Source organism: Serinicoccus chungangensis (assembly GCF_001483745.1).
Lineage (GTDB): Bacteria > Actinomycetota > Actinomycetes > Actinomycetales > Dermatophilaceae > Ornithinicoccus > Ornithinicoccus chungangensis_A.
In genome coordinates, this window is record NZ_LQBL01000032.1 from 52,500 (window position 1) to 66,779 (window position 14,280).

Here is a 14,280-nt window from a genome sequence, read left to right on the forward strand (position 1 = left end):
GCCGGACCGCTCCCGGGGGTCGGCGCCCCCTCGGTCACAGGCCGGACTCCGCCGTCCGGACCAGGATGCGGCCGCACTCCTCGCAGCGCACGACCTCGTCCTCGGCGGCGGCCCGGATGCGGCCCAGGTCGACGGCGTTGAGCTCGAGGCGGCACCCCCCGCACCGACGCTGCTGCAGCGGCGCCGCGCCGGAACCGGTCTGGGCGCGCAGCCGCTCGTAGAGCGAGAGCAGCTCGGCCGACACGTCGGCCACGATGGCGTCGCGTCCCGCGGCCACCTCCTCCCGCTCCGCGACGACGGCCGCGGCCTTCTCGTCCCGGGCCTCCCGCAGCTCCCCGAGCCGGGCCTGGTGCGCCTGCAGGGCGGAGGTCGCCGCCTGCTGGGCCTCCTGGGCCTGCTCGACCCGCTCCATGACCTCCAGCTCCTCGTCCTCCAGGACGCCCTGCCGCCGGGCCAGCGACTCCAGCTCGTGCTGCAGGCCCTGGAGGTCCTTGGCGCTGCCGGTGCCGGCCTCCAGGCGCTGCCGGTCGCGGGCCGCCCGGTCGCGGACGAGCTGGACGGCCGCCTCGGCCCGGGACACCTCGCGCTCCAGGTCGCTGACCTCGGTGCTGGTCCGCACCACCTCGGCCTCGAGCCCGGGCTGCTCGCCCTCCATGCGGGCGATGTCGATGAGCTCGGGGACCGAGCGCAGGCGGTGCTCCAGCTGCGCGATGCGCGTGTCCAGCTCCTGCAGCTCGAGCAGCCGGGCCTGCATCTGGGGGCTTGCCTTCACGGGTGGTCTCCTTCGACGGGGTGGTCGGTCGTGCGGTCGTGGTCCGGCCGGGCACCGACGACGAGGTCCCAGGGGTCGGTGCAGACGCCCGAGATCTCGACCTCGACGTCGAGGCGGCTGAGCAGCAGCTCGCGCAGCCCGGGCAGCCACAGCCACTCCGTGGCGTAGTGGCCGGCGTCGAGCAGGTAGGGCGTCGCGGCGCCACCGGCGCGGGCGGCGGCCCGCGCCTCCTCGCGGGCCTCGAGCGCGGGGTGGTGGCGCAGGTCCGAGGTGACGTAGACGTCGGCGCCGGCGCGGCGCACCGCCTCGAACTCGCCGTCCCCGGCGCCCCCGAGCACGGCCACCCGGCGCACGAGGGCCTCCGGGTCGCCGCTGACGCGCACCCCGCCGGCCGTGGGTGGCAGGGCCTCGGCGAGCCGCTGCGCCAGCGCCCTCAGCGTGACCGGCACGGGCAGCTCGCCGACCCGGCCGAGCTCCTGGTCCTCGGCGAGGGTCAGCGCCTGCGTGGCCGCGAGACCGCACGCAGCGGCCAGCGCCTGGCCGACGCCGGGATCGGCGACGTCGGCGTTGGTGTGGGCGCAGTAGAGCGCCACGTCGTTGACCACCAGCTCGGTCACCGTCGCCCCCTTCGCCGACGTCGTCGCGACGGAGTGGATCCCGCGCAGCAGCAGCGGGTGGTGGGTGATGACGAGGTCGGCGCCGGTGCGCACGGCCTCGGCCACGACCTCCAGCGTCGGGTCGACCGCGAGCAGCACCCGGTGGACGCGCTGCTCCGGGTCCCCCGCGACGAGACCCACGCGGTCCCACGACTGCGCGGTCGCGGTGGGGTAGAGCTCCTCGAGGGTGGCGACGACGTCGGCCAGGGCGACACCGGTCTGCTGCGTGCTGGCGTTCACGTGGGCCCGGCCGGGCTCGAACCGACGACCTACGCGGTGTAAACGCGGCGCTCTACCAGCTGAGCTACAGGCCCCTGTTGTGGTGGGTGTGCCGTCATTGTTGCAGGTGGCGGACCGCCTCGTGCAGCGCACCGATCTGCCGGGCCTCCCCCGGTCCGTGCACGAGCGACCACCGCACCCGCATGTCGGGGTCGACGAGGAAGGTGCCGCGCACGGCCATACCGGACTCCTCGTCGAACACGCCGTAGTCGCGCGCCACCTGCCCGTGCGGCCAGAAGTCCGACAGCAGCGGGAAGCGGTACCCCTCGTGGGCGGCCCACGCGCGCAGCGCCGGTGCGGGGTCGCAGGACACGCCGAAGACCTGCACCCGGTCGTTGACGAACTCGTCGATGTTCAGCTGGATCTCCAGCAGCTCCCCGGTGCAGATGGAGGAGAAGGCGAAGGGGTAGAAGACGAGCAGGGCGTGCCGGTCGGCCACGGCCGCGGAGAGGGTATGCCGTTCCCCCGCCTGGTCCGTGAGCGCGAGGTCGGGGGCGGCCCCGCCCACCTCCACCGGGGTGGGTGGCGCAGCGCTCACTTGCGGCCCACCAGGCGCTGGCCCAGCCACTCGCCGAGGTTGACCGCGCCGGAGGCCGTCATCGAGCAGGTGGTGCAGGCGTCCTGCACGTCGGCGGCCGGGACGCGGTCCTCCCGGCCGGCGCCCGGGGTGAGCAGCACGATGCAGCCGCCCTCCTCCATGGTCGTCAGGGCGTCCATGAGCTCGTCGGCGAGGTCGCCCTCCCCGTCGCGCCACCACAGCAGCACGACGTCGACGACGCCGTCGTAGTCGTCGGCCTCCAGCGGTGCCCCGCTCACCGCGGCGGCGGCCTGCCGCACGGCCTCCTCGACGTCGTCGTCGTAGCCGTACTCGACGACCACCTGACCCTCGCGCAGCCCGAGCTTGCGCACCATTCCCGCGAGGGGCGCCTCCCCCTGCGCGTCGTCGGTCACGTCCTGCTGCTCCGTCCTCTTCTGCCCGTCCATGGTAGGACTAGACAAGCAGAGTGGCGCGGGTGACGTAAAGGCGGCCCCCAGGGTCGGCCACCACGGACGCGGCGTCAGGGACGTGACAGACTGGGCCGGACACCCCCTTGCAGGAAGGATCAACCCTGATGGCCCAGGAGCGCTCCACCGGCCCCATCCTGAACGGTCTGCCCAGCCAGGTCCCCGACACGGACCCCGAGGAGACGCAGGAGTGGCTGGAATCGCTGGACTCCGCGATCAGCACCGGCGGGCGCCAGCGGGCCCGCTACCTCATGCTGCGCATGCTGGAGCGGGCCAGGGACTCCCAGGTCGGCATCCCGTCGCTGACCACGACCGACTACATCAACACCATCTCCCCCGAGCAGGAGCCGTGGTTCCCGGGCGACGAGGACATGGAGCGCCGGTACCGCGCCTGGATCCGGTGGAACGCCGCGGTCATGGTGCACCGGGCGCAGCACCCCGACATCGCGGTCGGCGGGCACATCTCGACGTATGCCTCGCAGGCCACCCTCACCGAGGTCGGCTTCAACCACTTCTGGCGCGGTCGTGACCACGAGGGCGGCGGCGACCAGGTCTTCTTCCAGGGCCACGCCTCACCCGGCATCTACGCCCGTGCCTACCTCGAGGGCCGGCTCAGCGAGACCGAGCTCGACGGCTTCCGCCAGGAGAAGAGCAAGGGCCTGCAGGACGACGTCACCGCCGTCCCGTCCTACCCGCACCCCCGGTCGATGCCGGACTTCTGGCAGTTCCCCACCGTGTCCATGGGTATCGGGCCGATGAACGCCATCTACCAGGCGTCGTTCAACAAGTACCTCCACAACCGCGGCCTCAAGGACACCAGCCAGCAGCACGTGTGGGCCTTCCTCGGCGACGGCGAGATGGACGAGCCGGAGTCGCGCGGCCTGCTGCAGGTCGCGGCCAACGAGGAGCTCGACAACCTCACCTTCGTCGTCAACTGCAACCTGCAGCGTCTCGACGGCCCGGTGCGCGGCAACGGCAAGATCGTCCAGGAGCTGGAGAGCTTCTTCCGCGGCGCGGGCTGGAACGTCGTCAAGGTCCTCTGGGGCCGGGGCTGGGACGACCTCATCTCCCAGGACACCTCCGGCGCCCTGGTCAACCTCTTCAACACCACCCCGGACGGGGACTTCCAGACCTTCCGCGCCAACGACGGCGCCTGGATCCGCGACCACTTCTTCGGGCGCGACCCGCGCACCAAGGAGCTGGTCAAGGACTGGAGCGACGACGACATCTGGTGGAAGCTCAAGCGCGGTGGTCACGACTACCGCAAGGTCTTCGCCGCCTACCAGGCCGCGATGAACCACACCGGGCAGCCGACGGTCATCCTGGCCCACACCATCAAGGGCTACTCCCTGGGCAAGAGCTTCGCCGGGCGCAACGCCACGCACCAGATGAAGAAGCTGACCCTGGACGACCTCAAGGCCTTCCGGGACGGCCTGCAGATCCCCATCTCGGACGAGCAGCTCGAGGCCGACCCCTACGCCCCGCCGTACTACCACCCGGGCGAGGACGACCCGGCGATCCAGTACCTCAAGGAGCGCCGGCGCACGCTGGGTGGCTACCTCCCCAAGCGTCAGCCGGACAACACGCCGCTGCCGCTGCCGGACACCAAGGTCTACGACGTCGCTAAGAAGGGCTCCGGCAAGCAGGAGGTCGCCACCACGATGGCGCTCGTGCGGATCTTCAAGGAGTGGATGCGCGACAAGGAGTTCTCCAAGCACGTCGTGCCGATCATCCCGGACGAGGCCCGGACCTTCGGCATGGACAGCTTCTTCCCCACGGCCAAGATCTACAACGTCCACGGGCAGAACTACACCTCGGTGGACGCCGACCTCATGCTGGCCTACAAGGAGTCCGAGCAGGGCCAGATCCTGCACGTCGGGATCAACGAGGCCGGGTCGGTCGGCGCGTTCAGCGCGGCCGGCACGTCCTACGACACCCACCAGGTGCCGATGGTGCCGTTCTACATCTTCTACTCGATGTTCGGCTTCCAGCGCACCGGTGACAGCATCTGGGCGGCGGCGGACCAGCTCGCCCGCGGCTTCATGATCGGCGCCACGGCGGGGCGCACCACGCTCACCGGCGAGGGCCTGCAGCACGCCGACGGGCACTCCCCGCTCCTGGCCTCGACCAACCCGGCGGTCGTCGCCTACGACCCGGCCTACGCCTACGAGATGGCGCACATCCTCCCGCGCGCCCTGGAGCGGATGTACGGCGAGGACCCCGAGAACGTCATCTACTACCTCACCGTCTACAACGAGCCGATGCGCCAGCCCGCGCAGCCGGACGACGTCGACGTCGAGGGGATCCTCCAGGGGATGCACCGCATCGCCACCGGTGAGCAGCAGGACGGCAAGCACGTGCGCCTGCTCGCCTCGGGGGTCGGGGTGCCGTGGGCGCTCGAGGCCGCCGACCTCCTCCGGGAGGACTGGGGCGTCAGCTCCGACGTCTGGTCGGTGACGTCGTGGTCGGAGCTGCGCCGCGAGGCGATGGCGTGCGACACCGACGCCTTCCTGCACCCCGAGCAGGAGCGCCGGGTGCCCTACGTCACCCGCCGCCTCTCCGAGGGCGACGGGCCGATCGTGGCGACGAGCGACTACATGCGCGCCGTCCAGGACCAGATCGCCCCGTGGGTGCCGGAGGACTACTTCGCCCTGGGTGCGGACGGGTTCGGCTTCGCGGACACCCGTCCGGCAGCACGTCGGTTCTTCCACATCGACGGTCCGTCGATGGCGGTCAAGGCGCTGCAGATGCTCGCCGACCGCGGCGAGCTCGACCCGCAGGTGCCGCGCGACGCGGCGGAGAAGTACCGCCTGCTCGACGTCACCGCGGGCACCTCCGGCACCACCGGCGGGGACGCCTGAGGGTCACTCCCCGGCCGGGGAACCCTCCCGCAGGGCCTGCACCACGAGGTCGGGGTGGTCGGTGAAGATGCCGTCCACCCCGACCGCCAGGTGCGCCCGCACCTCGGCGGCGAGGTCGCCGTGGGCCGCCGGCTCGGGGCTCGGGTCGACGTCCGCTCCGTCACGGACGTCGCCGTCGGGCCCGCGGCGCAGCGAGGGCGGCAGGAACTGGTTCTCCGCCCGGAACGTCCAGGCGTGCACCACCATCCCGGCCGCGTGCGCGTCGGTGACGAGCGGTGTGGGCTCCCCCAGGGTCCCGTCCGGCGCCCACGGCAGCACCATCTGCTTGCGCGGGCCGATCCCGTCGACGACGCCGCCCAGCTCCTCCAGGCCCGGCGGGGACAGGAGCTCGGCGTAGGTGCGCGGCCGCCCGGCGGCGGCGAGGTCGGCGGGCACGTCCTCCGGTGCGGTCGCGAGCAGCACCTGGCGCAGCCGGCAGCCGAGCTCCTCGCGCAGCCGCCGCAGGCTTCCCGGCTCGAAGCACTGGACGAAGACCGGCGCGTCCTCGGCCAGCAGCCCCCCGGCGTCCAGGTCGGCGAGCATCCGCTCCTCCAGGGACAGCCCCAGCCCGGCGAAGTGGGTGGGGTGCTTGAGCTCGACGTAGAGCCCGAGCTCGCGTCCCAGCTCCTGGCTGAGCGCCGCCCGCAGGGCGACGACCTCCGCGAAGGTCGGGACAGGCCACTCCCCGTCCCGGTCGGTCCCGCGCAGCCGGGGCAGCCGCTCCCTGGCACGCAGGGTCCGCAGCTCCTCGAGGTCGAGGTCCTCGGTGAAGACCCCCTCCACCGGGATGCCGTCGACGACCTCCTGGCGTCGGCGCCCGGCGAGGCCGGGGTGCCCGGCCACGTCGGTCGTCCCCCAGATGTCGTTCTCGTGCCGCGCCACCAGCACACCGTCCCTCGTCGCCACGAGGTCGAGCTCGAGGTAGTCGGCACCCTGGCGCGCGGCGAGCTCGTAGGCGGCGAGGGTGTGCTCGGGCAGCCGCCCCGAGGCTCCGCGGTGGGCGAGGACGAGCGGGGACGCGGTCGGCATACCTCGATCCTGGCAGCCGCCGACTAGGCTCGCGAGGGTGCCCGACCGCGACCTCCCCCGCCACGCCGCCGACCTGGCCGGCCGCGCCGCGGGTCGGATGGAGGCCGAGCACGCGTGGTTCCGGGAGCTGGGGGCCGCCGACCGGGCCTGGGTGCGGCTCGTCGCGCAGGCGGGCATCGGCGCCCTCCTGACCTGGTATGCCGAGGGCGCGCGCCCCGGACCTCCGCCGGGTCAGATCTTCGCCGCGGCGCCCCCGAGCCTGGCCGCGACGATCACCCTGCGCCAGACCCTGGACCTCACCCGGACGGCGATCGCCACGGTCGAGGCCGCGGTGCCCGAGCTGGTCGAGGCGTCCGAGACGCAGGCCCTGCGGGAGGCGGTGCTGCGCTACTCCCGGGACCTGGCCTTCGCGGCGGCCGACGTCTACGCCCGGTCCGCGGACCACCGCGGCGGGTGGGACAGCCGCCTGGAGACCCTGGTCGTCCACGCCGTCGTCCGGGGCGAGGCCAACGACGCGATGGCCTCCCGGGCCGCCGAGCTCGGGTGGGAGGGGGTCACCGACGTCACCGTCGTGGCCGGGCTACTGCCTGAGGGCGACCAGACCACGGCCGTCGAGGCGCTGCGGACCGCCGCCCGCACCCTGGGCCGGTCCGCGCTCGGCGCCGCCCACGACCGCCGGCTCGTCTGCGTGCTCGGCGGCAGCACCGACCCGCTCGCGGACGCCCGGCGGCTCACGGACTCCTTCGGCGAGGGCCCGGTGGTGGTCGGCCCGCGCGTGCCCCACCTCTTCGCGGCCGGACGGTCGGCCCGGGCCGCGCTCTCCGGGGTGGACGCCGCGCCGGCCTGGGGCGACGCGCCCCGGCCGGTAGCCGCCGACGAGCTGCTGGCGGAGCGGTCGCTGCTGGGTGAGGGGCCGGCGCGCCGCATGCTCGTCGACCGGGTCTACGCCCCGCTGAGGGACCACCCGTCCGCCCTGCTGGACACGGTCCAGGCGTACCTCGACCACGGCATGGTGCTGGAGGCGACCGCCCGGCTGCTCTTCCTGCACCCCAACACGGTGCGCTACCGCCTGCGGCGGGTCGGCGAGGTGGTCGGGCTGGACCCGCACGACGCGCGCGACGCGTGGGTGCTCCAGGTGGCGCTGGCGCTGGGACGGATGGGCACCGGGCCCCGGCTGTGGCGCGGCAGCCGCTGACCCGGCGCCACCACCCAGGCCACTCCGCGGTCCCCGGAGCGCCCAGTTGGAGGAATCCTCCAAAGTTCCCCGCGCATTATCGTGCGTCGCGCAGTCGCGTCCTGGAGGGTCTCACCGGCACAGTAGGGGGCGTGCTCGTCATCGTCGCGCCCGGACAGGGCTCACAGACCCCCGGCTTCCTCACCCCCTGGCTCGAGGAACCGGCCGTGCGGGAGCGGCTGGAGGCGCTGGCCGCCGCCGCCTCGCTCGACCTGGTCACCCACGGCACCACCTCGGACGCCGAGACCATCAAGGACACCGCCGTCGCCCAGCCGCTCATCGTCAGCGCCGGGCTGGCGACCCTGCCCCTGGTCCTGGCCCACGACCAGGTGCCGCAGCACGTGTCGGCGACCGCCGGCCACTCGGTCGGGGAGATCACCGCGGCCGCGATCGCCGGGGTGCTGGCCCCGGACGACGCGATGAGCTTCGTCCGCGAGCGCGGGCTGGGGATGGCGGAGGCGGCCGCGCTCACCCCGACCGGCATGTCCGCGGTCGTGGGCGGCGACCCCGCCGACGTCACCGCCGCGCTGGAGCGGCACGGCCTCACCCCGGCCAACATGAACGGCGCCGGGCAGGTCGTGGCAGCCGGGACCATGGAGCAGCTGGCGGCCCTGGAGCAGGAACCCCCGACCCGCGCCCGGGTCGTCCCGCTGCCGGTCGCCGGCGCCTTCCACACCCACCACATGCAGCCGGCCGTGGACCGGCTGACCCGGCACGCCGAGTCGCTCGGCCCGCAGGACCCGCGGCTGCCGCTGCTGTCCAACGCCGACGGCCAGGTCGTGGCCGACGGCGGAGAGGTCCTGCGCCGGCTCATCGCGCAGGTCGCCGGCCCGGTGCGGTGGGACCTCACCATGGAGGCCCTCGTCGCCATGGGCGTCACCGGGCTCATCGAGCTCCCCCCGGCCGGCACCCTCGTCGGTCTGGCCAAGCGGGGCATGCGCGGTGTGGAGACCCTGGCGCTCAAGACCCCCGACGACCTGGACGCCGCCGCCCGCATGGTGCGCGAGCACGGCGCCGCCTGACCCACCTGTCCCGTGACCCGTCCCCGCCCATCCCAGGAGGCCTGCCCGTGAGCACGCGACCCGCCCTCTCGGCACCCACCACGCTGCGTCACGCCCGGATCCTGGGCCTGGGGGCCTACCGGCCCGAGCGCGTGGTGACCAACGAGGAGATCATCCAGTTCATCGACTCCAGCGACGAGTGGATCCGGCAGCGCTCGGGCATCGTCACCCGGCGCTTCGCCCGGGAGGACGAGACGGTCGTCGACATGGCCGAGGCCGCCTCCCGCCAGGCGCTGGAGCGTGCCGGTGTCGAGACGGGTCAGGTCGACGCGGTCATCATGGCGACCGTCACCCACCCCTTCCAGACGCCGGCCGCCGCGCCCGTCCTGGCGGACCGCCTGGGCATGACCGACCCGGCGGCCTACGACATCTCGGCCGCGTGCGCCGGCTACTGCTACGCCATCGCCCAGGCGAACGACATGATCCGGGCCGGCAGCGCCGACACCGTCCTCGTCGTGGGGGTGGAGAAGCTCTCGGACTTCACCGACAAGCACGACCGCGGGTCGGCCTTCATCTTCGGGGACGGCGCGGGCGCCGCCGTCGTGGGTGTCGCCGACCGCCCGGGCATCGGGCCGACCATCTGGGGCAGTCTCGGCGAGCGGGCCGACGCCATCACCCAGCGCGAGTCCTGGACCGACCTGCGCCCCGCTATGGAGGACCCGGGCCGCACCAAGGGAGTCGACTGGCCGGCCTTCACCATGCAGGGCCAGACCGTCTTCCGCTGGGCGGTCTTCTCCATGGCCCCGGTCGCACGCCGGGCCGTCGAGGCCGCCGGCATCACCCCGGCCGACCTGGACGCCTTCGTGCCCCACCAGGCCAACATGCGGATCACCGACGCCATGGTCAAGGCGCTGGAGCTGCCCGAGCACGTGCCGGTCGCGCGCGACATCGCCGAGACCGGCAACACCTCGGCGGCCTCCATCCCGCTGGCGATGAGCCGCATGCTGGAGGAGGGCGAGGCGCCGCACGGCGGCCTGGCCCTACAGATCGGCTTCGGCGCAGGGCTGGTGTACGCCGCCCAGGTCGTCGAGATGCCCTGAGCGGCCTCATGACTCCCGTGACCCGGCGGGCGAGCAGGATCCCGGGTCGGCAACTGTTGTCCACGCTAGGAGAGAACGCACCATGGCACTGAGCGAGCAGGAGATCCTCGCGGGTCTGGCCGAGATCGTCAACGAGGAGACCGGGCTGGAGGCGGAGGAGGTCCAGATGGACAAGTCCTTCACCGAGGACCTCGACATCGACTCCCTGTCGATGATGACGATCGTCGTCAACGCGGAGGACAAGTTCGGCGTCCGCATCCCCGACGACGAGGTCAAGAACCTCACCCACGTCAAGGACGCGGTGTCCTACATCGCCAACCACCAGGGCTGACCCCGCTCCGGCCCGGTGCCGCGCGGACCGCGCCGCACCGGGCCGGGCCCAGTCCGACGGCATACCCTGATGTCGTCGACCTGACCACGCACGTCCCGTCCCCAGGAGGCCGCCACCCATGACCGACACCACCCAGACCTCGCGCCGCGTCGTCGTGACCGGCCTCGGCGCCACCACGCCCGTCGGGGGCACGGCGCCGGAGACGTGGGAGGCGATCGTGGCCGGCCGCAGCGGTGTCCGAACCCTGGAGCAGGAGTGGGTCGCCGAGCACGAGCTGCCGGTGACCTTCGCCGCGCCGATCCACACCGACCCGCTCGAGGTGCTCAAGAAGGTCGAGGTGCGCCGCAACGACCCCTCGGGCCAGTACGCCCTCATCGCGGCGCGCGAGGCCTGGGCCGACGCCGGTGCACCCGAGGTCGAGCCGGAGCGGCTCGGTGTCGCCATCGGCTCGGGCATCGGCGGGGTCCACACCCTCCTGAGCCAGTGGGACACCCTCAAGGAGAAGGGGCCGCGGCGGGTCTTCCCGCTGACCGTGCCCATGCTCATGCCGAACGGCCCGGCGGCGGCCGTCTCCCTCGACCTGGGCGCCCGGGCCGGGGCGCACTGCCCGGTCAGCGCCTGCGCGTCCGGTGCCGAGGGGATGGGCCAGGCCCTCACCATGATCCGCGCCGGCCGCGCCGACGTCGTGGTCGCGGGCGGCACCGAGGCGGCCATCCACCCGGTGTGCATCGCCGCCTTCGCGGCGATGACCGCCCTGTCGGGGCGCAACGAGGACCCCCAGGCCGCGTCCCGGCCCTACGACGTCGACCGCGACGGCTTCGTCATGGGTGAGGGGGCCGGCGTCATGGTCCTGGAGGCCGAGGAGCACGCCCTGGCCCGCGGCGCGCGGATCTACGCCTACCTGGACGGGCTCGGCATGTCCTCGGACGCCTACCACATCACCGCCGGCGAGCCCGAGGGAGCCGGGGCCGCCCGGGCTATGGAAGAGGCCATCTCCGACGCCGGCCTCGCCACCACCGACATCGCCCACATCAACGCCCACGCGACCTCCACCCCGGTCGGGGACGTCGCGGAGACCCGGGCGATCCACCGGGCCTTCGGCGGGCATACCGGCAACATCGCGGTGACCGCCACGAAGTCGATGACCGGCCACCTGCTCGGCGCGGCCGGTGCGCTGGAGGCGCTGCTCACCGTGCTCGCGCTGCACCACCGGCAGGTGCCCCCGACCCTCAACCTGGAGCAGCAGGACCCGGAGATCGACCTCGACGTCGTCACCGGGGCGGCCCGGACGCTGCCCGAGGGTCAGCTGGCCGCGGTCAACAACGCCTTCGGCTTCGGCGGGGTCAACGTGGCGCTGACCTTCACCTCCGCCTCCTGAGCGGCCGCCGAGACCGACTCGTACGCAGCAGCTGTCCCGGCGTCCTGATGCATCAGCGCACTCGGACACCGTCTGCGTACGAGTGCGGTCACCGAGTCGGCCAGCGCTGCGGCGCCACCGGGTAGGCTCGCCCCCTCATGCACATCCTGCGCGTCGCCAACTTCGTCAGCCCGACGTCCGGCGGCATCAAGACCGCGCTGCGGCACTGGGGCGAGCTCTACCAGGAGGCCGGGCACCGCGCCTCGCTCATCGTCCCGGGACCCGGGCAGGAGATCGCCGAGGAGAGCCAGGGGCTGGTCTACCGCGTGCCCGCGACCCCGGTGCCCGGCACCGGCTACTCCCTCATGTGGAGCAGGGTCGGGCTCTCCCGGCTCATGGACGCGATCGCGCCCGACGTCATCGAGGTGTCCGACCGGTCGACGACCCGGTGGATGGGTCGCTGGGCGCGCCGCCGCGGCATCGGGTCCGTGATGATCAGCCACGAGAACATGACCGGGATCCTGGTCCGTCGCACCCCGCTGCTCGAGCGTCCGGCGCACTGGGCGGCGGACGGCATCAACCGGCTGAGCGCCACGGACTACGACGCGATCGTCTGCCCCAGCGCGTTCGCCGCCCAGGAGTTCCACCGCAACGGTCTCGACGCCGACGTCGTGCCCCTGGGGGTGGACCTGGAGACCTTCGTGCCCACCCGTGACCTCGCCGACGGACCGGCGCCGGGCGCGGACGGACCGCTGCGAATCGCGCACTGCAGCCGGCTGTCGCCGGAGAAGAACCCGGCCCTGTCCATCGAGACCGTGCGGGAGCTGGTCCGCCGCGGGCGCGACGTCGAGCTCACCGTCTTCGGGGCCGGCCCCATGCTGGAGGAGCTCGTGCGCCGCGCGCAGAACCTCCCGGTCACCTTCCACTCCTACGTCACCGACCGCCGCGAGCTCGCGGTCGAGCTGGGGCGCGCGGACCTCGCGATCTCTCCCGGACCGCTGGAGACCTTCGGGCTGGCGGCGCTGGAGCTGCTGGCCTGCGGCATCCCCGTCGTCTGCTGCGACGAGGGAGCCCTGCAGGAGGTCGTCGGCGACGGCGGGGTCGTCGCCCCCTCGACCCCCACCGCCTTCGCCGACGGCATCGAGGAGCTGCTCGGGCGTCGGTCCGCCCGCGCGAGGGCACGCGCCGCCGCCGAGCGGTTCAGCTGGCCGGTGAGCGCGCGCCGGATGCTCGACGTGCACGAGCGCGTCGCGGCGCAGGCCGGCGCACGATGACGCGGGGTCGCCGGCCTCACAGGTGACCGGCGGTCGCGTCGTCTCAGCCGACCTTGTGCAGCCAGGTCGCCGGGGCACCCTCGCCGGCGTGGCGGTAGACCTCCAGCTCGGCGTCCCAGGCCGCGCCGAGCGCGCGGTCGAGCTCGACGGTCAGCGTGGCTGCCGAGCCGGCCGCGGACTCCATGATCTGCCGCAGCCGGTCCTCGTTGACGACGACGTCGCCGTTGGCCGACAACCGGGCGGTGTGGATCCCGAGACCGGGCGTGTGCGTCCACCGCACGCCGTCGCTCCCGCGGCTGGCTTCCTCGACGACCTCGTACCGCAGGCCGTCCCAGCCGCGCATCGCGCTGGCGATCGTGGCGCCCGTGCCGGCCTCGCCGGTCCAGGCGAACTCGGTGCGCATGGTCCCGGGCTCGGCCGGCTGACCGACCCAGTCCAGCGCGACCCGGGTGTCGAGGACTCCCTCGAGCGCCCAGGCGATGTGCGGGCACAGCGCAGTCGGGGTGGAGTGAATGAACACCACCCCGCGAGTCATGACTCGTGGCATGACGACGGACATCCTGGCCTCCTGTGTGGTGAGGGACGTCTTCCCCAACGACCTCGACCTGTCCAGGCGACCGCGGTATGCCGCGTGCTGGGTCTCATTGTGCTCTCTCGTCCCGCAGGGAGCAAGTGGCACGGTGAACTTTCTGCGTCGCACCTGCCCCACGCGTCGCGGGCCTCGGCTCCGAGCGACCTGCGCAGGTGCGTGACGCGGCGTCAGGCATTCTGCTAGTTTCGCGCCATGCGCGTCGCCGACCTCATCAAGAAGAAGGGCAGCACGGTCGCCACCCTGCCTGCCACGGCCACGCTCGGCGAGCTCCTGGAGGTGCTCGACGACCAGAAGATCGGCGCCGTCGTGGTGCTCGAGGGTGAGGACGTGGCCGGCATCGTGTCCGAGCGCGACGTCGTGCACCACCTGCGCGGCGGCGCCGGGAGCACGGCGGCGCTCAGCGACCTCATGACCACCTCGGTGCAGACCTGCACCATGGACGACGACCTGACCCACCTGGCGACGACGATGACGCAGGGCCGGTTCCGCCACCTCCCTGTCGTCGAGGAGGGCCGGCTGCTGGGGATCATCTCCATCGGTGACGTCGTCAAGGCCCGGCTGGACGCCCTCGAGGCCGAGCGCGACCACCTGGAGTCCTACCTGCGGCAGTGAGCGCCCCACGGCCTCACTAGACTCGGCCGTCGCGGGCCAGTAGCTCAGCCGGTCAGAGCAGCGGACTCATAATCCGTCGGTCGTGGGTTCAAGCCCCACCTGGCCCACTCCCCCCGGACCGGGCGTCAGACGCGCCGC

14 protein-coding genes and 2 tRNA genes are annotated in these 14,280 nt (G+C 73.3%); 9 read left to right on the forward strand and 7 right to left on the reverse strand.

What is annotated here, in order from left to right; genetic code table 11:
• Positions 1-34: 34 nt before the first annotated feature.
• From AVL62_RS14440 to AVL62_RS14460, 5 genes are all read right to left on the reverse strand, one after another.
• On the reverse strand, positions 35-772 hold the full coding sequence (locus AVL62_RS14440; protein WP_058892364.1) for a zinc ribbon domain-containing protein: 738 nt from the start codon (positions 770-772) through the stop codon (positions 35-37).
• Positions 769-1,668, reverse strand: a complete 900-nt coding sequence (locus AVL62_RS14445) for a Nif3-like dinuclear metal center hexameric protein (RefSeq protein ID WP_058892550.1) — start codon at positions 1,666-1,668, stop codon at positions 769-771. Before AVL62_RS14445 ends, AVL62_RS14440 begins: the two co-directional genes overlap by 4 nt.
• 1 nt (position 1,669) lies before the next feature.
• Positions 1,670-1,742, reverse strand: a tRNA-Val gene (locus AVL62_RS14450).
• A gap of 20 nt (positions 1,743-1,762) precedes the next feature.
• Positions 1,763-2,245 carry a peroxiredoxin gene (locus AVL62_RS14455; RefSeq protein WP_201023287.1) on the reverse strand — a complete coding sequence of 161 codons (483 nt, stop codon included), beginning with the start codon at positions 2,243-2,245 and terminating at the stop codon, positions 1,763-1,765.
• Positions 2,242-2,691, reverse strand: a complete 450-nt coding sequence (locus AVL62_RS14460) for a DUF3052 family protein (RefSeq protein ID WP_235585720.1) — start codon at positions 2,689-2,691, stop codon at positions 2,242-2,244. The genes AVL62_RS14455 and AVL62_RS14460 overlap by 4 nt, the downstream gene beginning before the upstream one ends.
• A gap of 128 nt (positions 2,692-2,819) precedes the next feature.
• Between AVL62_RS14460 and aceE the strand changes: the two genes are divergently transcribed.
• A complete protein-coding gene (gene aceE, locus AVL62_RS14465; protein ID WP_058892366.1) occupies positions 2,820-5,573 on the forward strand; it encodes a pyruvate dehydrogenase (acetyl-transferring), homodimeric type in 2,754 nt (917 codons plus the stop codon).
• A 3-nt stretch (positions 5,574-5,576) separates the two neighbouring features.
• Here the strand turns inward: aceE and AVL62_RS14470 are convergent, their stop codons facing one another.
• On the reverse strand, positions 5,577-6,641 hold the full coding sequence (locus AVL62_RS14470) for a glycerophosphodiester phosphodiesterase family protein (RefSeq protein ID WP_058892367.1): 1,065 nt from the start codon (positions 6,639-6,641) through the stop codon (positions 5,577-5,579).
• 37 nt (positions 6,642-6,678) lie between these two features.
• Here AVL62_RS14470 and AVL62_RS14475 point away from each other — a divergent pair, with 37 nt between their 5' ends.
• The 6 genes from AVL62_RS14475 (at position 6,679) to AVL62_RS14500 (ending at position 12,938) form a co-directional block, all read left to right on the forward strand.
• Positions 6,679-7,836, forward strand: a complete 1,158-nt coding sequence (locus AVL62_RS14475) for a PucR family transcriptional regulator (RefSeq protein ID WP_058892368.1) — start codon at positions 6,679-6,681, stop codon at positions 7,834-7,836.
• 131 nt (positions 7,837-7,967) lie between these two features.
• Complete coding sequence (locus AVL62_RS14480; protein ID WP_058892369.1) at positions 7,968-8,897, forward strand: ACP S-malonyltransferase; 930 nt, start codon at positions 7,968-7,970, stop codon at positions 8,895-8,897.
• A 47-nt stretch (positions 8,898-8,944) separates the two neighbouring features.
• Positions 8,945-9,976: a beta-ketoacyl-ACP synthase III gene (locus tag AVL62_RS14485; RefSeq protein WP_058892370.1), complete on the forward strand. Its 1,032-nt coding sequence runs from the start codon at positions 8,945-8,947 to the stop codon at positions 9,974-9,976.
• Positions 9,977-10,058: 82 nt separating this feature from the next.
• A complete protein-coding gene (locus tag AVL62_RS14490; RefSeq protein ID WP_058892371.1) occupies positions 10,059-10,307 on the forward strand; it encodes an acyl carrier protein in 249 nt (82 codons plus the stop codon).
• A gap of 118 nt (positions 10,308-10,425) precedes the next feature.
• Positions 10,426-11,685: a beta-ketoacyl-ACP synthase II gene (gene fabF, locus AVL62_RS14495; RefSeq protein WP_058892372.1), complete on the forward strand. Its 1,260-nt coding sequence runs from the start codon at positions 10,426-10,428 to the stop codon at positions 11,683-11,685.
• 137 nt (positions 11,686-11,822) lie between these two features.
• Positions 11,823-12,938 carry a glycosyltransferase gene (locus tag AVL62_RS14500; protein ID WP_058892373.1) on the forward strand — a complete coding sequence of 372 codons (1,116 nt, stop codon included), beginning with the start codon at positions 11,823-11,825 and terminating at the stop codon, positions 12,936-12,938.
• A gap of 43 nt (positions 12,939-12,981) precedes the next feature.
• Here AVL62_RS14500 and AVL62_RS14505 read toward each other — a convergent pair whose 3' ends face one another.
• Positions 12,982-13,485, reverse strand: coding sequence for a DUF3145 domain-containing protein (locus AVL62_RS14505; RefSeq protein ID WP_058892552.1), 504 nt, complete (start codon positions 13,483-13,485; stop codon positions 12,982-12,984).
• Between the two features lie 237 nt (positions 13,486-13,722).
• On the opposite strand from AVL62_RS14505, the gene AVL62_RS14510 reads away from it, so the two are divergent.
• Together AVL62_RS14510 and AVL62_RS14515 are read left to right on the forward strand one after the other, a co-directional pair.
• A complete protein-coding gene (locus tag AVL62_RS14510; RefSeq protein WP_058892374.1) occupies positions 13,723-14,142 on the forward strand; it encodes a CBS domain-containing protein in 420 nt (139 codons plus the stop codon).
• Positions 14,143-14,175: 33 nt separating this feature from the next.
• Positions 14,176-14,249: transfer RNA gene (locus AVL62_RS14515), tRNA-Ile, on the forward strand.
• The last annotated feature ends 31 nt before the right edge of the window (positions 14,250-14,280 follow it).